The 19119-nt window shown below is 62.1% G+C and carries 20 protein-coding genes; 13 read left to right on the top strand and 7 right to left on the bottom strand.

Annotation, left to right across the window (positions count from 1 at the left end; all coding sequences use genetic code 11):
- Nucleotides 1-13: 13 nt before the first annotated feature.
- A complete protein-coding gene (locus IPF85_RS20880) occupies nucleotides 14-457 on the top strand; it encodes a hotdog fold thioesterase (RefSeq protein WP_343409996.1) in 444 nt (147 codons plus the stop codon).
- A gap of 128 nt (nucleotides 458-585) precedes the next feature.
- On the top strand, nucleotides 586-2061 hold the full coding sequence (gene glgA, locus IPF85_RS20875; protein WP_343409995.1) for a glycogen synthase GlgA: 1476 nt from the start codon (nucleotides 586-588) through the stop codon (nucleotides 2059-2061).
- 19 nt (nucleotides 2062-2080) lie between these two features.
- Here glgA and IPF85_RS20870 read toward each other — a convergent pair whose 3' ends face one another.
- Both IPF85_RS20870 and IPF85_RS20865 read right to left on the bottom strand, forming a co-directional pair.
- Nucleotides 2081-2803 (bottom strand): DUF3307 domain-containing protein, encoded by a 723-nt coding sequence (locus IPF85_RS20870; RefSeq protein ID WP_343409994.1) that lies wholly within the window; start codon nucleotides 2801-2803, stop codon nucleotides 2081-2083.
- Nucleotides 2804-2972: 169 nt separating this feature from the next.
- Complete coding sequence (locus IPF85_RS20865; protein WP_343409993.1) at nucleotides 2973-3323, bottom strand: hypothetical protein; 351 nt, start codon at nucleotides 3321-3323, stop codon at nucleotides 2973-2975.
- A 314-nt stretch (nucleotides 3324-3637) separates the two neighbouring features.
- Between IPF85_RS20865 and IPF85_RS20860 the strand changes: the two genes are divergently transcribed.
- The 4 genes from IPF85_RS20860 (at nucleotide 3638) to IPF85_RS20845 (ending at nucleotide 6907) form a co-directional block, all read left to right on the top strand.
- Nucleotides 3638-3787 (top strand): hypothetical protein, encoded by a 150-nt coding sequence (locus tag IPF85_RS20860; protein ID WP_343409992.1) that lies wholly within the window; start codon nucleotides 3638-3640, stop codon nucleotides 3785-3787.
- A gap of 136 nt (nucleotides 3788-3923) precedes the next feature.
- Nucleotides 3924-4556, top strand: a complete 633-nt coding sequence (locus IPF85_RS20855) for a transcription termination/antitermination NusG family protein (protein ID WP_343409991.1) — start codon at nucleotides 3924-3926, stop codon at nucleotides 4554-4556.
- 60 nt (nucleotides 4557-4616) lie between these two features.
- The gene (locus IPF85_RS20850; protein WP_343409990.1) at nucleotides 4617-5627 is read left to right on the top strand and encodes an NAD-dependent epimerase/dehydratase family protein; all 1011 of its coding nucleotides are present in this window, start codon (nucleotides 4617-4619) and stop codon (nucleotides 5625-5627) included.
- The gene (locus tag IPF85_RS20845) at nucleotides 5624-6907 is read left to right on the top strand and encodes a nucleotide sugar dehydrogenase (RefSeq protein WP_343409989.1); all 1284 of its coding nucleotides are present in this window, start codon (nucleotides 5624-5626) and stop codon (nucleotides 6905-6907) included. The genes IPF85_RS20850 and IPF85_RS20845 overlap by 4 nt, the downstream gene beginning before the upstream one ends.
- A 29-nt stretch (nucleotides 6908-6936) precedes the next feature.
- Here the strand turns inward: IPF85_RS20845 and IPF85_RS20840 are convergent, their stop codons facing one another.
- The 5 genes from IPF85_RS20840 to IPF85_RS20820 form a co-directional block, all read right to left on the bottom strand.
- Nucleotides 6937-9063 (bottom strand): glycosyltransferase family 39 protein, encoded by a 2127-nt coding sequence (locus IPF85_RS20840; protein ID WP_343409988.1) that lies wholly within the window; start codon nucleotides 9061-9063, stop codon nucleotides 6937-6939.
- A 144-nt stretch (nucleotides 9064-9207) separates the two neighbouring features.
- Complete coding sequence (locus tag IPF85_RS20835) at nucleotides 9208-9615, bottom strand: hypothetical protein (RefSeq protein WP_343409987.1); 408 nt, start codon at nucleotides 9613-9615, stop codon at nucleotides 9208-9210.
- 159 nt (nucleotides 9616-9774) lie between these two features.
- On the bottom strand, nucleotides 9775-10884 hold the full coding sequence (locus IPF85_RS20830; protein ID WP_343409986.1) for a M50 family metallopeptidase: 1110 nt from the start codon (nucleotides 10882-10884) through the stop codon (nucleotides 9775-9777).
- 249 nt (nucleotides 10885-11133) lie between these two features.
- On the bottom strand, nucleotides 11134-11673 hold the full coding sequence (locus tag IPF85_RS20825; RefSeq protein WP_343409985.1) for a GNAT family protein: 540 nt from the start codon (nucleotides 11671-11673) through the stop codon (nucleotides 11134-11136).
- 154 nt (nucleotides 11674-11827) lie between these two features.
- Complete coding sequence (locus tag IPF85_RS20820; protein ID WP_343409984.1) at nucleotides 11828-13213, bottom strand: MFS transporter; 1386 nt, start codon at nucleotides 13211-13213, stop codon at nucleotides 11828-11830.
- Nucleotides 13214-13574: 361 nt separating this feature from the next.
- On the opposite strand from IPF85_RS20820, the gene IPF85_RS20815 reads away from it, so the two are divergent.
- From IPF85_RS20815 to IPF85_RS20785, 7 genes are all read left to right on the top strand, one after another.
- Complete coding sequence (locus tag IPF85_RS20815; protein WP_343409983.1) at nucleotides 13575-14246, top strand: HD domain-containing protein; 672 nt, start codon at nucleotides 13575-13577, stop codon at nucleotides 14244-14246.
- 288 nt (nucleotides 14247-14534) lie between these two features.
- Complete coding sequence (locus IPF85_RS20810) at nucleotides 14535-15614, top strand: DNA translocase FtsK (RefSeq protein ID WP_343409982.1); 1080 nt, start codon at nucleotides 14535-14537, stop codon at nucleotides 15612-15614.
- A gap of 47 nt (nucleotides 15615-15661) precedes the next feature.
- Nucleotides 15662-16051 carry a hypothetical protein gene (locus IPF85_RS20805; RefSeq protein WP_343409981.1) on the top strand — a complete coding sequence of 130 codons (390 nt, stop codon included), beginning with the start codon at nucleotides 15662-15664 and terminating at the stop codon, nucleotides 16049-16051.
- Nucleotides 16052-16285: 234 nt separating this feature from the next.
- The gene (locus IPF85_RS20800; RefSeq protein WP_343409980.1) at nucleotides 16286-16633 is read left to right on the top strand and encodes a LysR family transcriptional regulator; all 348 of its coding nucleotides are present in this window, start codon (nucleotides 16286-16288) and stop codon (nucleotides 16631-16633) included.
- 72 nt (nucleotides 16634-16705) lie between these two features.
- A complete protein-coding gene (locus IPF85_RS20795) occupies nucleotides 16706-17605 on the top strand; it encodes a substrate-binding domain-containing protein (RefSeq protein WP_343409979.1) in 900 nt (299 codons plus the stop codon).
- Nucleotides 17606-17609: 4 nt separating this feature from the next.
- On the top strand, nucleotides 17610-18299 hold the full coding sequence (locus tag IPF85_RS20790; protein ID WP_343409978.1) for an ABC transporter permease: 690 nt from the start codon (nucleotides 17610-17612) through the stop codon (nucleotides 18297-18299).
- Nucleotides 18300-18372: 73 nt separating this feature from the next.
- Entirely contained in the window at nucleotides 18373-19098 is a 726-nt protein-coding gene (locus tag IPF85_RS20785; protein WP_343409977.1) for a phosphate ABC transporter ATP-binding protein, read from the top strand.
- Nucleotides 19099-19119: the final 21 nt, after the last annotated feature.

The following is a 19119-nucleotide window of genomic DNA, read 5'->3' as shown; positions in this document are numbered from 1 at the left end:
GAGGAGTACAATGATGCCCATCTGGCTTACACCGGCCACGCCGGACGCCCTCAACGCGCTATCCACGCGCACGATGTCACAGCACATCGGTATCGAGTTCCTGGAAGTGGGTGACGACTATCTCAAGGCACGTATGCCGGTGGATGAGCGCACTGTGCAGCCGGCCGGCATCTTGCACGGCGGCGCTAACGTGACGCTGGCTGAGACGCTGGGCAGCGTGGCGGGCACCCTGTGCATTGACCCGCGCCAGAAGATGGTCGTGGGTTTGGAGATCAACGCCAACCACGTCCGCCCCACGCGCAGCGGCTTTGTGATTGGGGTTGCGCGTCCGCTGCACATCGGGGTCACGACGCACATCTGGGATATTCGCATCAGCAATGAGCAGGATCAACCGGTTTGCATTGCGCGGCTCACGCTGGCGGTGCTCAATCGTGAGCGCGCGAGCGGCGGCGGCTGACCTGCCGGCGCCGAACTCGTTCGGCGCTACGGAATTTCCTGATCGGGCGAATTGCTCGCCTCTCTTGGCCGTGCTACAATTTTGGCTTCCTCTGGCCAACGACTCTGTTCGTGAAAGGACTTTTTTTCATGCCGTCCCAACTGAAAATTGTAATGATCGCCGCTGAATGTGTTCCCTACGCCAAGACGGGCGGCCTGGCGGATGTCGCCGGCGCCTTGCCGAAGGCGTTGCGTGCGTTGGGGCACGAGGTCATCGTGGTGATGCCCAAATACAGCAGCATTGACGAGCAAAAATTTGGCCTGCGCCCCTTCCTCAGCCCAATGGGGGTCTGGATGGGCAACACGCAGGAGTGGTGCAGCATTTATACCGCCAGTAACGACGGCGTGCCGACCTTTTTTGTGGATTTCGAGCGCTACTTTGATCGTCCTGGCCTCTATCACGACGCCTATTACAACGATTACCTGGACAATCCCTTCCGTTTTGGCTTCCTCACGCGGGCCGCTTTGCAGTTGTGCGTTGAACTCGACTTCAAGCCGGACATCGTGCATTGTCACGACTGGCACACGGCCCTGGCCCCGGCCTTTCTCAAGATCTGGCACTGGAACGATCCCATCCTGAGCGGCGCGGCCAGTGTCCTGACGATTCACAATGTCGCCTACCAGGGCAACTATGACGCCAGTTGTTATGGCTACCTGGGCTTGCAGCGGGGCAATTTCACCGCCGACAAGCTCGAAGATCATGGGCGCGTCAACTTCCTCAAGGGCGGCATTCAGTACGCAGACGTGGTCAACACGGTCAGCCCCACCTATGCGCGGGAGACGCGCACGCCCGCGCTCTCGCATGGCATGGCGCTCTACCTCAACGGCCGCGGCGACAACTATGTGGGCATCCTCAACGGCGTGGACTACACCGAATGGAACCCGGCCGTGGACACGCTGATTCCCGCGCACTTCTGGCCGCACGACCTGTCGGGCAAAGCCGCGTGCAAGGCTGAGCTGCAGCGTCAGATGGGCCTGGAAGTCAACTCGTACGTGCCGATTGTGGGTGTCGTCAGTCGTCTGGCGGCGCAGAAGGGGCTTGATTTGTTGGCGCAGGCCATCGAGGACATCGTCTCCTCGATGCAAGTTCAGTTCGCCATTCTCGGTTCGGGCGACCCTGGCCTGGAAGCCTTTTTCCGCTCGGCCGCGGCGCGCCATCCTGGCCGCATCGGCGCCTACATCGGCTACAGCAACCCCGCCGCCCACTTGATCGAGGCCGGCGCCGACTTTTTCGTCATGCCATCGCTGTTCGAGCCGTGCGGCCTGAATCAAATCTATTCGCTGAAGTATGGCACGCTGCCCATCGTGCGCGCCACCGGCGGCCTCGACGACACCGTCGAGCAGTACAACGAAGCCACCGGCACGGGCACCGGCTTCAAATTCTGGCAGCCAACCCCACGCGCCATTTTCGACACGGTCGGTTGGGCCGTCAGCACCTATTACGATCGCAAGCATCACCTCAACCAGATGATCCAACAGGCGATGGCGCAGGACTATTCCTGGGAGAAGAGCGCCCACGCCTACGAAAATCTGTATGACAAGGCGCTGCGCAACCGACAGGCGTGACGATTGATGCTTTGGCGTGTTAGAGCAGATAGAGGCAGAACGTCATGGCAACGACGAAGAGGGCGCTGGTGCTGGCGCGAATGAGGGCTAAACTGAACAATGGCTCCTGGCGCAGGTTGCCCAGCGTTCGATAAATGACCAGGCGCGGGACGAGCACCAGGGGCGCCAGGCCAACGAAACCAATCAGCAGCAGATTCAGCAAAAGCAGACGTTCGAGCGCGCCGAGGATGCGATCCACAGGGTGAATGGTTGGCCTGACGGCTGGTATGCCGACCGTCATGGCGCGCAGGATTTCCATCTCCACGACCGGCTCGACCCACACCAGCAAGATCAGGCAAGACAGCCCCAGCAGTTGACCTTCCGAAACATTGAGCGCAAACTGCGGCGGTCGCCACAAGTCGTGCCACGGCACCTGCGCGCCCCAGACAGTGGTAGCCAGCAGGGTCAGGATGTGCGCTGTTTGGTCGGCGGCGAGATAGAGCAGCCCTCGCTGCGGGGGCAAGCCGCGAACGAGGAACGTGCGCACGCTGTCAATCAAAAGATGGGCGACGCCGAGTGCCAGTATGCACGGAAGCCATCCGGCAAACGCGCCGGCGCCAAAGCAGAGCATGGAAAACGTCACCAGCCCGGCGTGGATCAGAAGTCCGCGCCAGCCGCCCAACTTGCCACGGGCAACTTTGCCGGTCTGAAGCGCAAAATCGCCAACCAGATGACCCAATAGTAAACGTAGGAAGATGATCATACGTCCGATGCCCTGCGTGTGTACCCCATGTGTGGCGTGTCTGCCCAAGACAGGCCGACCTCGCGAGTGACACTGGCGCTAGTATGACCTCAACCCGTTTCCGGCTCAATATGCGAAGGGTACCGTGTTTGCCAAGAAAACCTACCTTGAAAAGCCCGGTTCGGAAAGCTTATCCCGGAATGGACAGGGGTGGAATGAGCAAAAAGCTGCGCGGCAGCGGTGCGCAGTCCCAGCCGCCGGCCGCCGGCAGGAAAATATACACGGTCTCCCCGGCTCGCAAGCGCCGCGAGCCGATAGCCTGCGCAGTCACAATACGCGAGTCAATGAAGAACTGATAGGGGTTGACATGCGTGATGCCATCCACCGTCGCCAGCGCCTGTGCAAAACCGGCATAGTTGCCTTGCAGATAGGCCAGGAGGTCGGCAATAGTCGGCGGGCTATCGTCCGACCACGCAATCTGCACGCGGCGCTGACCGACAGCCCGCCACAGGGGTTCGCCCAGTTTGATGTTGATCTCCATAACGGTTACTCACTCAACCTTAATCCAATTACGTCTGTTCATGGCGCCAGGCAGGGAACCAGCCCGCACGGCTATTCGTTGTGATATACTGCAAGCGGGAATAGACTTCGCTTTTCCGCCTGAGGAAACAGGCGCAATTCGTGCCCGCTTGCAGTACAATCGGTCCCCGAAAAGCCCAAAGCATGAAAAACTTTGGCCTCATACTTTAGCATCATAGATGAAAGAACTGTCAGGCAACTGACGCATGAAATTCATACTCGTTTCACCTCTGCATGCGACAACGAGATACTGATCATACCAGGAGGAAACACAACATGCCGTGGCTGATTCTGAGTGCTGTTATTATTTTGTTAGCCTGGACATTTCTGCCTGACGATGACGTCGTACAGGAGGCGGACCCGCCCCAGGATAGCCGTCCCCTGCTGAGTTACGCGGTCGCCTGGCTACGTCGCCACCTGGCCTGACCCGCTGCGCTGATTCTAGCGAATGGTCAACAAAGCGCCAAATGAGCAACGGCCCTACGTTCATTTTTGAAAGCAGGGCCGTTTGTGTTAAACTAATGCTGCAATTTGATTGCACATCTTAGGTGAGGGCGTTCCTTTGTTAAACTGGTACGCGCTGCATGTCAAGCCGAACGCTGAATACCTGGTTGCCGAGATTCTCGCCCGACACCCTGTCGAGACCTATCTGCCGACCCTCAAGTCGCTGCACCCTCGCCCGGGGCGCACCACTCAGCCCTATTTTCCGAGCTATTTGTTTGCCCGTATTGATTTTGACGTCACCGGCTACCGCACCATTGCCTGGACGCCAGGGATTCGCGGCATTGTCACCGTGGAACGGCGTCCAGCTATCGTGGGGGACGAGGTGATCGAGGCCATCCGTGAGCGGGTGGACCTCATCTGGGCCGAGGGCGGGTTGCCCACGCATCCCTTCCAGCCGGGTGATCGCGTGCGTATCCGTTCGGGCGCGCTGCAAGGTCTCATGGGCATCTTCGAAGGCCCCACCACGCCTGCGAAACGGGTTCACATTCTGCTGAACTTCTTGGGCTGGGCGCGGCCGGCTGAGGTGCCGGTGCAGGAGTTGGAGTTGGCGGCGCCCGATGACATTGACCCGCTCGATCTGATCGAGATCGCGCGCGAACATGAAGAGACACGCCTGCGCCGAGGCACGCGTGGCAAAGGGCGCCAGATTCACTATCATGATGAAGAGCTGAGCCGGGCTGGTCAGGGCTAGTCGCAACCTGTCGGCTGTGCTGCACCGTAACCCAGGCTTCTGCAACAAACGAGGTGCTGTGTGCGTGTATTGATTACCGGTGGCGCCGGTTTTATTGGCAGTCACCTGGCCGAGGCGCTGCTGGCTGCCGACCATCGCGTCACGATCATGGATAACCTGTCAACCGGCCGATTCGAGAATATCGCTCATCTTGTCGGCCATCCGGCCTTCCATTTCGCCATTGACTCGATCACCAACGACATCGTGCTCGATCGGCTGACCAGCGAGTGCGACCTGGTCTTTCACCTGGCTGCGGCCGTGGGCGTGGAACTGATTGTGCGCCAGCCCGTGCATACCATCGAAACCAATGTCATGGGCACCGAGGCGGTTCTGCGCACGGCCGCGCGCTATCGTGCCCGCGTGTTGATCGCCTCGACCTCGGAGGTGTATGGCAAAGGCAGCCGCGTGCCCTTCAACGAAGCCGACGATGTCCTCCTCGGCCCTACCAACAAGAGCCGCTGGGCCTATGCCGCCAGCAAGATGGTGGATGAATTCCTGGGGCTGGCCTATTACCAGGAGCAAGGGTTGCCAGTCACGATCATGCGTTTTTTCAACACGATCGGCCCCCGGCAAACTGGCCGCTACGGTATGGTCATCCCGCGCCTGGTCGCACAGGCGCTGGCGGGGCAGCCTTTGACTGTCTATGGCGACGGCCAACAGAGCCGCTGCTTCTGCGATGTGGCTGACGTGGTGCGCGCCGCCCTGGCCCTGGCCGCCCGGCCTGACACCGCGGGGGAGGTCTTCAACATTGGCGGCAGCGAGGAGATTTCGATCCTCGACCTGGCTCGCCTCATTCTGCAGGTTCTTTTCCCGCAGGCTCCACCCGCCGACGATGATCCGCGCATCCAATTTGTCGCCTACGCGGATGCCTACGCCCCTGGTTTTGAAGACATGCGCCGCCGCGTGCCCGACACGAGTAAATTGCGCGCCCTGACTGGTTGGGCGCCCGCTATCCCTCTGCCTGAAACGATCCGGCGCGTGGCTGACACACTGGGGCGCCAGGCGCCTATTTCCGAAAGAGTAAGGGCATGATGTCAGAGATCAAATCCCACCTGCTGACCAAGTTCAATGCACGATCCGCCAGCATTGCGATCATCGGCCTCGGCTATGTCGGTTTGCCGTTGGCCGTCGCCTTTGTTGAGGCCGGTTTCACCGTGATCGGCATTGACGTTGACCAGAACAAGGTCAAGGCCATCAATGGCGGCGAGTCCTATGTGGAAGATGTGGCTACGACCCGCCTGGCCGCGGCAGTTGCACGCGGCGCCCTGTCAGCCACAACCGATTTCGGTGCGCTGTCCACCTGCGACGCGGCCATTATCTGCGTGCCGACGCCGCTGAGCAAGACGCGCGACCCGGATGTGCGCTACCTGATCGCGGCCGGTGAATCGGTGGCCCGCTATGTTCATCCCGGTATGTTGGTATCACTGGAGTCAACCACCTATCCGGGTACGACCGAAGAACTGCTGCGCCCTATGCTGGAGGCCGGCGGACTGCGTGCGGGCGCCGATTTCTTCCTGGCCTTTTCGCCGGAACGCATTGACCCCGGACGCAAGGACTACACGGTCGAGAACACACCCAAGGTGGTGGGCGGCCTGACCGCTGGCTGCCTGGAAGTGGCTGTGGCGATGTATCGCCAGGCCATCCAGACGATTGTGCCGGTCTCTTCGACACAGACCGCGGAGATGGTCAAACTACTGGAAAACACCTTCCGCGCGGTCAACATCGCCCTGGTCAACGAAACGGCCATCATGTGCGACAAGCTGGGCATTGATGTGTGGGAGGTGATTGATGCCGCCAACACCAAGCCCTATGGCTTTATGAAATTCACGCCTGGCCCGGGCGTTGGCGGGCACTGTATCCCGCTTGACCCGCACTATTTGTCATGGAAATTGAAGACTCTCAACTACAATGCGCGCTTCATTCAATTGGCCGGCGAGATCAACAGCGAAATGCCGCGCTATTGGGTCAACAAGGTGCAGGATGCCCTGAATGATGTGGGCAAGCCTGTGCGTGGCAGCAAGGTCTTGGTGTTGGGCGTGGCGTACAAGAAGGACATTGACGATGTGCGCGAGTCACCGGCGCTGGACATCGTCGAACTGTTGAGCTTGAAGGGCGCGGCCGTGAGCTACCACGATCCCCATGTCCCCTCGTTTCGACATAACGGCCATGCCCTGAAATCGGTGACCGACCTGGCGTTGGCGCTGGAGACAGCCGATTGCGTGGTGATTGCCACCGATCATTCCATGTACGATTGGGCTGATGTGACCCGGCGCGCCGCGCTGGTCATTGATACGCGCCACGCCCTGCCGTGAGAAGTCGGCCGGCCCAGTAGATTCTCGCGTTAGCGGCAAAGTGCAATGCCAGGCAAGGGGATTGGCGGCACGCGGCCCTCGGTGTCAATGGCATAGACACGCGTGCCATTGTGCGCGTAAAGCAGAGTCAGATGGGAGTCAACCGCGGCCAGGAACGCATCGAGATGTGCGGCCACCTCGCTGCCCTGGGGATAGAAGAACTGGCGACCATCGGGCAGCACCAGCAGATGGGTGATGCCTAGTTCGTGCAGACGGGTCAGAAAGCGCTGCGCGTCCGTCAGTTGGGAAAAATCGAGCAATCCCTGAAAGGCCGGGTCAACCGGCACCTGGTCACGCGACAGGAAAGAACCGCGCAAGGACCAGTTGAGCACCCGCGCCTCGGCTGGCAGGTTACGGTTTGCCCACGCCATCGCGTCATATTCCGGCAAGCCCCGACTGAGCGCTTCCACCTCGCTTTCCAGCCCCAACACCGCACGCGTGGCGTCAGGGCGTGCGGAGGCCGCATGGGCCAGCCCCAGCGCCATAGCGATCGCCAAGAGCGCCGTCATCAGCTTGCGTGACCACGCCGGGCCGTGCGTCAGGTAAAACCAGGTGCAGGCTGCCACGACAATGGCGCCCAGCGCTTGCGCGAAGATAAAGAAGCGCGGCATGGGAAAGAGAAAAGCCTGCATGAGGGTCACCAGCATGCCAGCTATCATCAACCGGATCAGGACGCGCCGTTTATCTCCAAATCCGGCCCGCAATAGCGGCAACAACGTGATCGGCCAGACCAAGCTCAACCAGATGCCGCTGCCATAGAGCGCGACCAAATAGAGTATCACGCCCACCGCAGCCAGGCTGCGCACCTTACCGACGCCGACGTAGGCAAAGTGTGCCTTGTGTAAGAGATCGGCGCATTGGTTCCAGGTTGCCTCTGTAAACCAACTAAACCCAAACGGAAAGATTGGATCACCACCCAGGGCCCAGGCGCGCCACAGCCAGGGCACAGACGGCAGCGCCGCTACCAGTATGGCGGCCGCGAGTAGCGACCAGCGACCAGCGCGTGGCCGCCAGAGTAAACGGCCCAGCGTCAGCACGACAAACAGCACCAGGTAGGGCCAGCCCAGAAGCTTGGTGCCGGCAGCCAGGCCGGCAGCCAGGCCGGCCGTAAGCAGCCAGCCGGCTTTGTCGGTTTGGATCCAGCGCAACCAGGCCAGGGCAGTTGCAAGGTGAAAGAGAGCCAATGGAATGTCTACGTAGGCCAACGGCGCATAGCTGGCGACGACCGGGGTGGTGAAGAGGAGCAGGACGGCCAGGAGTGCAATCTGTGTTCCAAACCATTGACGTGCGGCCACGAACACGCCCAGAAGCAATAAGAACGTGAGGCCCAAGCTGATCAACTGCACCAGTTGGTCACCGGCCAGGGCCAGACCCCAAAGGTTGAGCATCTCGACATTGCTAAACCACAGGCTGCGATAGAGTGCCGGGAAGTAGTCAAGGCCGCCGACCTGCAAATAGAGCCGGGGCAGGAAGACATGGTACCAAGTGGCGTCGAAAGCAGCAACCGGCGCCAGCGCGCCGAGCAGATCGAGCGCGGCGAACGGCGCCAGCGCCAGCAGCATGAGGCGCTGGCTGCTGCCTGCGGGCAACGAGGGGCGCCAGGTGCGCGCGGTTTGTCCCAGCCACCACAGATCGTGGCGAGCTACCAGCGCAGCCAGGGCCAACGCCAGACCCAGTGTCCAGGTGGACAGCAGATGCAGGGAGCCAAGCGTCAACGCGCTGAGTACCAGTAGACCGCAGCCGATGATCCATGCGAAGAAGAGCGTGTTTGCCGTCTGCTCGTGCGCGATGGCGAGGCGGCGCATGACCCAGCGGCCGGCCGCGGCCGTAATGGCAGCCAGGACGACCGCCATCAACAAGCTGAAGCCATTGGTGACCGGTCGGCATGCCGCCAGGGCCAGCAGGGCAATGCCGGCCGCTGCCAACAGCCAGCGGTCAAAGCGGGTTTGCTGCCACAGGAGCCAGCCGCCGCCCACGAACACCAGCAGCGCCAGGGTCAACGCCAGGCTCCAGGTGGGCGTCAGACGCTCCAGGTAGCGCAACCAGTCGAAGTAACCTGGGGTGGCCAGTGGGCTGGGGTTATGCACTTCCTGCCAGCCATGCCAGGCAAACCACACGGTGCCTGACACCAGCCAAAGGATGGGCACTAGCGGTGATATGAGTGTCTTGGCGATTTTTTGCATAAGAAGAACCGGCGGTGATTATAGCACCGCCGGTTTTTATTCCCAATTTGGGGTTTGGGGAGTGTCCAGACTGGAGACCTAGAAGTTCACCCACATGGTCAGCGCGTGGCCGGACTCGCCCTCGGCGTAGGCCACCGTGGCGCCATCGCGTGTCACCGTTACCCGCAGCGGAAAATTACCGTGGGGCGCCACAACCAGGAACATACGGTTAGCATGTTGAACGGCATGAAAATTCACGTCCAGATCGAGATCACCTGCGAGTACCGCGGTCAGTACTGACCCTCGCGGGGCCAGCAGGTTGACGCTCACGGTTGAACCGGTGTACTCGACCGGCGCCTCCACCACCACATTGACAACGCTACCGTCAGGCAGAGTGACAACGGGGTCAGATGAGCACCACGACACATGCGCACCAGCGGGAACAACGCCAACCACCGCAACCATCAGCACCGTCACCAGGAAGGCAACTATTGAACGACGAGACATGACGAACCTCCTTTAGCCTTTGAGCTTCGCTCTTTTGATGTTGCACAAAGAGCGACAGCGACTCATTGTTTCGGTGATATTGTAGGCATGGCGGTCGGGAGAGACAATAGTACCCGCGTACCGCGCCCGGAGGCCGTCAAAACCGATCTTGCGCATCGTCTACTGTGCGGGGAACAGAGGCGCGCCGCTCCACCAGGCCGCCAGATCAAAATAGGAGATGACCAACATGAGCGCCAGTAACCCCATCATGCCAACCAGGTGGACCAGGGCTTCGCGTTCTGGCGGAATGCGTTTGCCGCGGCGAATGGCCTCCAGCAGCACGAAGACCAAGCGTCCACCGTCCAGCGCGGGCAGGGGCAGCAGGTTGATAATGAAGAAGTTGAGGCTCAGAAAAGCGGTCAGCTCGATCAACGGCAGGAGTCCCTGCCGCGCCAACTCGCCGGTGATGCGCGCAATGCCCACCGGGCCGGCGACGCCACCCATGGGCGGTGCATCTGGCGCCGGTGCGATTACGTTACGGAGCAATTCACCCAGGCCAGTGATCATCATGATGACCACTTCACCGCTGCGCTGAATGCCCATCGTCACGGCCTGGCCGAAGCCGCTGGCTGTGACCAGCGCGCGCTGGATGCCGACTCCCGCTGCTCCCTGGTCGGTCGGTGTTTCCTCCACGGTGCGCGGGGTGAGGGAGAGACTGTAGGTCTGATCCCCGCGCTGCACGATAATCGGCATGAGACGCCCGCGGTACTGCACGATCGTCTCGCGCACCGCGTCGGTGGTGGTTGGGCGCACATCGCCCACCATGACGATTTGGTCGCCCGCCAGGATGCCAGCCTGTTCGGCCGGCGAACCTGCCACAACCGTGGTGATTTCCACCTTGCCCAGGGGATACGGTACACCGGACGAGAAAACCACGGCGTATAGAATTGGCGCCAGGATCAGGTTCATCAACGGGCCGGCCAGCAGGACGATCGCGCGTTGGTAAGGCTTCTTCGACGTCAGGCTGCCCTCGGTGTCAAACCCGGTTTCTTCGCCGACCATGCGCACAAAGCCGCCCAACGGCAGCCAGTTCAGTGTAAACTTGATGCCCTTGCGCTCGAACAGCGTCGCCATGCGGGGCGGGTAGCCAAAGCCAAACTCTTCGACCTTGACCTTCATCCACAGCGCGGCCAAGAAGTGGCCCAGCTCATGCCAGAAAACAAGAACGCCCAGGACTGGAATCACAGCCAGCCAGGCAAGTTTGTTGCTCAGAAAACTCAAATCAATCATTCATACTCCTCTCGATGCGACCCATCATGCGGCCCGGTTCACGTTCGTCAGCGGTCTTTGGTTTCGTCTGGGTCGCGCTCCTCACATTGTATCTCGGCTCATGGGCCGTTTCTGTCAGGATGAACGCACAATACGCCTTCACCAGGCTTACTATACCTCAAGCACGTACAATCAGTCAAACCCTTTTGCCGTTACGGCGCTGACGCCTGGGCCGGCCGATCAGGTGTTCAAGGCGACACGGAAGCCGGCTCAGGCGCCTGGCAGGCTGAACTCATGCTGAAGAGCCGCCATGGTCAGGATGTCGTGGTACCGGCCGTTGCGGAAGATCGCCTCGCGCCTGACGCCTTCATGGCGGAAACCGGCCTTTTCGTAGCAGCGAATGCCGCGCGGGTTGAAATCATACACATCGAGCTCGACGCGGTGCAGGTTCAGCTCGCCAAACGCAAACTGGAGGATGGTGCGGGTGGCGTCGGTGCCGTAACCCTGACCCCAATACGCCTTTTCGCCCAGCGCGATGCCAAAGTTGGCAAACCGGTTCTTCCATTCAACACGATGCAAACCGTTGTTGCCAATGTGGACCCACTCATCCCCGACGTGCGCCTCGATGCCGAAGAGATAATCATCTTCGCTGCTGAGCCGCTTCTCGAACCAACGTTCCTCCATGGCCATGGACATCGGTTCGAACATCAGAAGATACTGGCGCACCTCTGGATCATTGAACCAGCGCACGAACGTCGGCAGATCCGTGCGCTCGATGGCCCGTAAACGGACCCTTTCCCCGTACAACATATGACCCTCCGAAATCTGTGATTTGCGCTGCCCCGTGCCACAAACCGCTGGATTGCCGGTGACAGCCTCCCGCCGGGAGTTTACTGAGTATGGAACCCGTGGCAGCCGGGTACACCACAGATCCGCGACAGATATCTGACAGATGGCTCACGGTTCAATTGCCAGGCGGCGCGTCGGTCTGGCCGCGTGGTTGAGGCGCCGGTGAGCGACGGCTCAGAGTGGCCAGGCCGGCCAGCCCCATGATCAGCGCCACGACGACCATCACGGCGACGAGACCCAGCCAATCGGCCAGCGCACCGGCAAAGAGCACCGGCAGCATGGAGAGCGAACCGGTGATCATGAAGAGCGAAGCGAAGACACGCCCGCGCATGTGATCTTCGGTCTCCTCCTGCAACTGCGTGTAGGCCGGCACCGTGATGAAGGAATTGACCAGGCCCAGGCCAACTGCCATGACGATGGCCCCACCCAGGATCGTGTTGCCCAGGAGGTCAGCCGGCGCGTTGGTTCCCCAAAGAAGTTGCGCCAGCGCGCTGCCCCAGAACGGCGAGAGGGCCAGACCGGCCAGGGAAAGCGCACCCCCCACCATGCTCAGGCTAATCAGCCGCGCCGTGCCCACCCGGCGCACGACCCGGCCCACCAGCACGACGCCCAGCAGCATGCCCAGGCTGGCCGGCAGCAGCAAGAAACTGACATCCTCAGGGTTGCGGCCCAGGATGCGGCTGACGAAGCCTGGCCCCAAGGTCGCGACCACCAGCAGGATGGTCGAGGCCACTGACAGATTGATGGTCGCCGTGCGCACGGGCGCATTGCCGGCCATGAACGACCAACCCTCACGCACCGGCACCCAAAACTCCCGGTGGAGCGTTGCGCCCAGGCCGTCGGTTGAATCACGCAGGACCGCCAGCAGCGGCTTCTCGTGACTGCGGTCCCCGGAGGGCAGGCGCGCCACCAGGATGACGCACAATCCGTACAACGCCGCCACAAACAGCCACAAACGCCGCAAACCGAGGAAAGCCACCAGAATTGGCCCCAAGATCGCCATTCCTCCCACCAGCGACGCGTTATAGGTGGTGGCAAAGAGGGCGTTGGCGGCCAGGAGTTGGTTGCGCGGCACCAACAGCGGAATGGTGGCAGCTTCCGCCGGGCCGAAAAACTGCGATACCGCGGCGAAAAGCGCCGTGAGCAGAAAAATACCAATCAGCAGAATGGAGGGCGACCAGTCGCGGTCGAACAGGAAGAAGCAAACCAGCAACAGCATGCGCAGCAGATTGGTAATCCAAAGCATGGCTGGTTTGTTGGAACGGTCCACGACCACGCCGGCAAACGCCCCCACCAACACAGGCGGGATCACGAACGACAGGATAGCCAGACTGGTAAACAAGGATCGCTGCGTGACCCGTTCGGTCAGCACAATGACGGCAAAATTGACCATAGACTGCGCCGTCAGGGAGATGGCCTGCGCCGCCCACAGACGCGAAAAGCCACGATTCCTTAGAACATGAAGCAACGATGACCGGACTTCAACATTGACCTCTTCCACGACGATGTCAGCGCCTTTCTTAGCACACGACTCTGACCCACGTGCGCCGGGTCATTGACGTGCGAGATGACGGGGATGTCGCCTGCAAGCGCGCAGGCGCCCGAATTCTACTTGAAAATAACAGATTAAGCCAATGCCTGTTGCACCCCACACGCACGCCCTGGCCCGCGCCGGCCAGGAATTCCACATCTGAACGATGTTGCTACCGCAAGGAGCACGCCCCCCCCGCCCCCCCGTCAATCTGCGACCAGCCGGCCGTTTCTTTGTGTTTGCCGCGTTCGCTGTGGTCACGGGCGTGCCAAATTTGGCGTTGCCGTGCGCTGGCTCCGCGCTGCCGGCACTGTGCTATAATGACCATGCCATGAACCCATCGAGCACTCGATCGTTCGACGAAACCCTCTGGGCCGCACGCTGCTTCGCCTTCCTGTCCCCGCGCCTGGTTGATGCCGACCCCGCGCACGACATGGACCATGTGCGTCGCGTCGCGGACATGGCACGCGCGTTAACCGTAGCCGAAGGCGCCCGCCTGGAAATCGTACTGCCGGCCGCGTGGCTGCACGACTGCGTCCTGCTGCCCAAGACATCACCGCAGCGCGCCCGCGCCTCCACCCTGGCGGCCGAGGCGGCCGGCGAATTCCTGCGTCTCAGCGGATACCCGCCATCCCTGATCCCTGCCGTCGAACACGCCATCGTCGCGCACAGCTTCTCCGCCGGCATCGCCCCCCGCACCCTGGAAGCGAAGGTCGTGCAGGACGCTGATCGTCTCGATGCCATCGGCGCCATTGGCATTGCCCGCTGCCTGCTCTTGGGCGGGGCGCAGCGCAAACCATTATTCGACAGCGCCCAGCCGTTTCCTGACCAGCGCCCGCCGGATGACACATCCAACGTGCTCGATCACTTCTACGTCAAGCTCCTGCGCCTCGCTGAACTGATGCATACTGCCAGCGCGCGCGCCGAAGCTCAGCAGCGCACCCAGTTCATGCAGCAGTTCCTGGCACAACTGCGCCGAGAGATCACGCCGCCAGCGCCGTGATGGCAACCCTGTGCCCGCGCATGCCCTTGCTGGCCTGCCAATCGGTGGGCAAATTGCCCGTCCGCGCCTCTTGACATAGAACAAATGTTCTGATATACTTAGAACACTTGTTCCATTAGGGCAATCATTGGTTTTGCGCACAAGAGAGAAGATCCTATTGCCGGCCCTTCCAGTCTACCAGGTTCCTGGGTAGGGCCGCGCACCTTCGGGCGTGACGGCCCGCCTCTATCAGCGCCCGCTTCTGGCAGGAAGCAGACGACGGGCGGAGCGCCGGAGGAGGATCGTTCTATGCAGCGCAAACTCGACATGCAGGCGGACCGCATCGAGGCCGTGTTGGCCAGCCATAAGGTGGGCGGACGGGTGGCGGGAGGGACCGTCACCGCCCGCTTCGTGCGTTTTGATTTGGTTACTCCCATGGGCACGCGCATCAACCGTGTGGGCGCGCTGGCCGAAGAGATCGCCCTCGCGCTCGGCGCCCGCTCCACGCGCATCTTTCGCGATGGCGACAAGATCAGCATCGAAGTCGCCCGTGAGGGCGCAGCCCCGCGCATCGAATTGGTGCCACTGTGCGCGCGCCTCGCCAACATTCCTCCCATTACCGGCGTCCTGGGCATTGATGAAGAACACACCCCGCTCCTCCTGCGCCTCTCCTCGCCGGATGTCACCCACGTCTTGATCGCGGGCACCACCGGCAGTGGCAAGACGGCTCTGGCGCGTGCGCTGCTTTCCTCGCTCGCCATGCACAATCGCCAGGGCGCGCTGCAAATGGTGCTGATTGACCCCAAAGGCCGCGGCTTCGGCCCGCTGGACGGCCTTCCCCATCTGTTGCGGCCGTTGGTGGCCGACAAGAACGAAATTCTCAGCGTGTTGACCGACCTGGTGACAGAGATGGAGCGGCGCGACGCCATGGCGCGGCAACTGCGGCGTCCGGTGGATTCGCCGCGACTGGTCGTGGCGGTGGATGAGCTGGCCGACCTGCTGCAGGCCGGCGGCCGGGACGTGGAACGGGCGCTCACCCGCCTGGCGCAGCGCGGACGCGAGGCGGGCATTCACCTGGTGTGCTGCACGCAAAAGCCGACCAGCACAGCCATCGGGCCGCTGTTGAAGGCCAACTTTCCTGTGCGCCTGGTGGGCAGCGTCACCAGCCCCGAAGAGGCGAAGATCGCCACCGGCCTGGCCGGCTCCGGCGCGGAGAAACTGACCGGTGCAGGTGATTTCCTGCTGGTGACCAAAGGGCAGACCGTGCGCTTTCAAGCGGCCTGGATTGGTGAGAGTACCCTGGGCCGCCTGGTGGGCGTGTTGCGAGAGGGCGGGCGGCGCTCGCGGCGCTGGAGCCCCGCCGAAGCCAGGCAGTTGGTCAAGATGTGAAGGCAATCGCCGCGCATGAGACGCGGCGCGGCCAGGAGGCCAATATAATGAACAAGTGGATTCCGTTGACGCTGTTGGTTTTTGTGGGCGTGTTGGCCGTCGTGATCGGCCAGCGCATGAGCACTGAGTCTATGGCGGTAGTGATTGGCGTGGTGTTCGGCGTGGCGGCCAGTATTCCCACCAGCCTGTTGATTGCCTCGCTGATGCGGCGCACCCTGCCGACGTCGGCGCCGCCGGCGCACGATGCGCGTCAACCGCCATCCGCGCAGCCGATGATCATCGTCAACCCCATGGGGCAGCTTCCCTACGGGTACGGCGGCCAGATGTTGGGGCACGAGGGCGCAGCCCACCGGCTCGACGCGGTCGAGACGCCATCCATGCTGCCGATGCCCCGGCGCTTCCGCATCATCGGCGCGGACGTGGATTCGGACGATTGACACAGGTCGTCATGAAGCGGTGTAATTGCCCCGCGACTAATCGCGTGGTACAATCGCGTCGGTTTCCATACATTGATAGCTGGCGCTCCCCCTTGACGGCCAGCCGGGGGAGAAATAGTAATGCTCGCCAACACATTAGTCCAATCTCATGAATATGCGCAAGTGATTGCCAGAATGGTTGCCGCGTTGCCGCCGGGACTATGGCTTTGTTCGATGAAATAGGTGAATAACCTGATGACCAACGCACTGGCTCCGCACATCAATCTGTGGGTGACGCACGAGGAGGAGGTTGTGCTCAGCGGCTGGCGCATTGCCCTCCTGGAGGCGATCGCCGCAACCGGGTCCATTTCGGCCGCGGCCGATCAGTTGGAGGTCAACTATCGCGTGGCGTGGAGCAAGATCAAGGAGATGGAGCATGGCCTGGGCGTGGCTCTGCTGACAACGCGTATCGGCGGCAGCCACGGCGGCGGCGCTGAGCTGACGCCCGCGGCCCTGGAGTTCATCCGGCGCTATCGCTTGCTCAGCACAGGGCTGGACGAATGGGTGCAGCAGCGTTTTGCCGAAGTGTTTGCCGATTTATGACATAGATCATAGGCAGAGTAGAGCGTTATGATGAAAATGAATAACGCTTTGATAACCAATTGAGGAGGATTTATGCGTTCTCGTCTATTCGTCATCGTCTGCCTGTTGGCCCTGCTGTTGACAGCCTGTGCTTCCCCTTCCGCCGCGCCCACTGCGACCGCCCTGCCCCCTGCGACCGCCTTACCCCCTGCGCCGCCGGCCGTCTTGCGCCTGGCTACGACGACCAGCACGGCCGATTCTGGCCTGCTGGATGCCATTCTGCCGGTCTTCGAAAAGGCCTATCAGTGCCAGGTGGATGTGGTCGCCGTGGGCACCGGCCAGGCCCTGGAAATTGGACGCCAGGGCGATGCCGACGTGCTGCTGGTGCATAGCCGCAAGGGTGAAGACCAGTTCGTTGCGGAAGGCCACGCGTTGGCGCGCTTCGACGTGATGGTCAACGACTTCATCATCGTCGGCCCCACGGCCGACCCGGCCGCCATCGGCAGCCTGGGCAGCGCCAAAGAGGCGTTCCGGGCCATCATGACCGCGCAGGCGCCGTTTGCCAGCCGCGGTGACAAGTCAGGCACCAACACCAAAGAGCTTTCGATCTGGGCCTCAGCCGGCATCACACCGACTGCGGAAATGACATGGTACAATGCCCTGGGCCAGGGCATGGGCGACACCCTGCTCTTTGCCCAGGAACGCCAGGCCTACACCCTGAGCGATCGCGCCACCTTCCTGGCGATGAAGAGCAAGCTGCCTGGCCTGGCCATCCTGGTGGGCGGCGCCAGCCTGGCAGACAACAAGGACAAGAGCCTGCTCAACCCGTATGGCGTGCTGGCCGTCAACCCGCAGACGCATCCTGGCGTCAATACGGCGCTGGCAGATCAATTTGTCGCCTGGATCCTGTCGCCCGCCACCCAACAACTGATCGGCGCTTTTGGCGTTGATCAGTTCGGACAGCCCCTGTTCTACCCAAATGTGAATCAGTAGCGACATGAACGACATCCTGCACAGCCTGGACCAAGCCCTGCGCCTGATTGCAGGCGGCGACGCTGGCTTGGTTGCCATCATCACGCTCTCCCTGCGTGTGACGGGGCTGGCGCTCCTGCTGAGTATGCTGGGCGGGGTGCCGTTGGGCGCGGCTCTCGGTCTCTCTCGCACGCGCCTGCGCGGGTTGGTCACCGCGCTTCTCTACACGGGGATGGGCCTGCCGCCGGTGGTGGTGGGCCTCTTCGTCTACCTCCTGCTTTCGCGCAGCGGGCCGTTGGGCGCCTGGGGATGGCTCTTCACCCCTAGCGCCATGATTCTGGCGCAGACCGTCATCGCCTTTCCGGTGGTGACCAGCCTGACGATGACCGCCGTGCAAGGCGTGGACCCGGCCCTGCGCGTGCAGGTGCGCGCCCTGGGCGCCACCTCGCGTCAGGAAGCCTGGGCCGTGCTGCTGGAAGCGCGCATTGGTGTGGTGGCCGCCATCGTGGCCGCGTTCGGCAGCATCATCTCCGAAGTGGGCGCTGTCATGCTCGTCGGCGGCAACATCGCCGGCAAGACGCGGGTGCTGACCACCGCCATCGTGCTGGAGACGCGGCAGGGTGATTTTTCCCTGGCCCTGGCCCTGGGCGTCATCCTGCTCGTGCTGGCCTTCGCGGCTAACCTGGCCTTCCTGCGCCTGCAGGGCCGTGATTGAATGTCAGCGGGTCCCGGCCGGGCGACCGAGGTCGCTCACAATAAACCTCTGATGAACCTCTAATAAATCTCTAATGAACCTCAATGAACTGTACGAGATCGAAAAACTGCAACACGCCTACCAGGGGCGCACCGTGCTGGATATCGCCCACCTGGGCGTACACGAGGGGCAGGTGTTGGCGTTGGTGGGGCCAAGCGGCGCCGGCAAATCGTCCCTGCTGCGCCTGCTCAATTTCCTGGAGCCGCCCACCGCTGGCGCCATGCGCTTTGCCGGGGAGTTGGTGCGCCACCCGGCCCCGCTCGCCCTGCGCCGCCAGGTGACCACCGTCTTTCAGCGCCCGGCGTTGCAGCGCAGCAGCGTGGCTGACAACGTGGCGCTTGGCCTGCGCCTGCGCGGTATCACGCCTGACGGCCAGGTGGATGCCATGCTGGCGCGGGTGGGACTGGCGTCGCTGGCCCAGCAGCCGGCGCGCCTGCTCTCTGGCGGTGAAATGCAGCGCGTGGCCCTGGCGCGGGCGCTGATCATCCGCCCCCGGGTGCTCCTGCTCGATGAACCGACCGCCAACCTCGACCCCTACAACGTGGGCCTGATCGAAGAAATCATCCGTGAAGCCAACCGCGAGGCCGGCCTGACGGTGGTGCTGGAGACGCACAATGTATTTCAGGCGCGGCGCCTGGCCCATCGCACCGGTCTGCTGCTGGGCGGCCGCCTGATCGAACTGACCGCGACGCCGCAGTTTTTCGAGGCGCCCAGTGATCCCCGCACGGCCGCCTTCGTGCGTGGGGACATGGTCTACTGAAGGGGCCATTGCCACCACTGG

Source organism: Candidatus Amarolinea dominans, assembly GCF_016704685.1.
In the GTDB taxonomy this organism is placed as follows: Bacteria; Chloroflexota; Anaerolineae; order SSC4; family Amarolineaceae; genus Amarolinea; species Amarolinea dominans.
Note: the sequence above shows the minus strand (reverse complement) of the source record. Positions and strands in the feature narration are given on the sequence as shown.

What these genes read in the sequence shown, in the direction of transcription:
- IPF85_RS20805 (WP_343409981.1), top strand. Translation starts at nt 15,662, where the DNA reads ATGAACAAGTGGATTCCGTTGACGCTGTTGGTTTTTGTGGGCGTGTTG.
- IPF85_RS20790 (WP_343409978.1), top strand. Translation starts at nt 17,610, where the DNA reads ATGAACGACATCCTGCACAGCCTGGACCAAGCCCTGCGCCTGATTGCA.
- IPF85_RS20800 (WP_343409980.1), top strand. Translation starts at nt 16,286, where the DNA reads ATGACCAACGCACTGGCTCCGCACATCAATCTGTGGGTGACGCACGAG.
- IPF85_RS20880 (WP_343409996.1), top strand. Translation starts at nt 14, where the DNA reads ATGCCCATCTGGCTTACACCGGCCACGCCGGACGCCCTCAACGCGCTA.
- IPF85_RS20815 (WP_343409983.1), top strand. Translation starts at nt 13,575, where the DNA reads ATGAACCCATCGAGCACTCGATCGTTCGACGAAACCCTCTGGGCCGCA.
- IPF85_RS20830 (WP_343409986.1), bottom strand. Translation starts at nt 10,884, where the DNA reads ATGATTGATTTGAGTTTTCTGAGCAACAAACTTGCCTGGCTGGCTGTG.
- IPF85_RS20870 (WP_343409994.1), bottom strand. Translation starts at nt 2,803, where the DNA reads ATGATCATCTTCCTACGTTTACTATTGGGTCATCTGGTTGGCGATTTT.
- glgA (WP_343409995.1), top strand. Translation starts at nt 586, where the DNA reads ATGCCGTCCCAACTGAAAATTGTAATGATCGCCGCTGAATGTGTTCCC.
- IPF85_RS20810 (WP_343409982.1), top strand. Translation starts at nt 14,535, where the DNA reads ATGCAGCGCAAACTCGACATGCAGGCGGACCGCATCGAGGCCGTGTTG.
- IPF85_RS20845 (WP_343409989.1), top strand. Translation starts at nt 5,624, where the DNA reads ATGATGTCAGAGATCAAATCCCACCTGCTGACCAAGTTCAATGCACGA.
- IPF85_RS20785 (WP_343409977.1), top strand. Translation starts at nt 18,373, where the DNA reads ATGAACCTCAATGAACTGTACGAGATCGAAAAACTGCAACACGCCTAC.
- IPF85_RS20835 (WP_343409987.1), bottom strand. Translation starts at nt 9,615, where the DNA reads ATGTCTCGTCGTTCAATAGTTGCCTTCCTGGTGACGGTGCTGATGGTT.
- IPF85_RS20860 (WP_343409992.1), top strand. Translation starts at nt 3,638, where the DNA reads ATGCCGTGGCTGATTCTGAGTGCTGTTATTATTTTGTTAGCCTGGACA.
- IPF85_RS20795 (WP_343409979.1), top strand. Translation starts at nt 16,706, where the DNA reads ATGCGTTCTCGTCTATTCGTCATCGTCTGCCTGTTGGCCCTGCTGTTG.
- IPF85_RS20825 (WP_343409985.1), bottom strand. Translation starts at nt 11,673, where the DNA reads ATGTTGTACGGGGAAAGGGTCCGTTTACGGGCCATCGAGCGCACGGAT.
- IPF85_RS20865 (WP_343409993.1), bottom strand. Translation starts at nt 3,323, where the DNA reads ATGGAGATCAACATCAAACTGGGCGAACCCCTGTGGCGGGCTGTCGGT.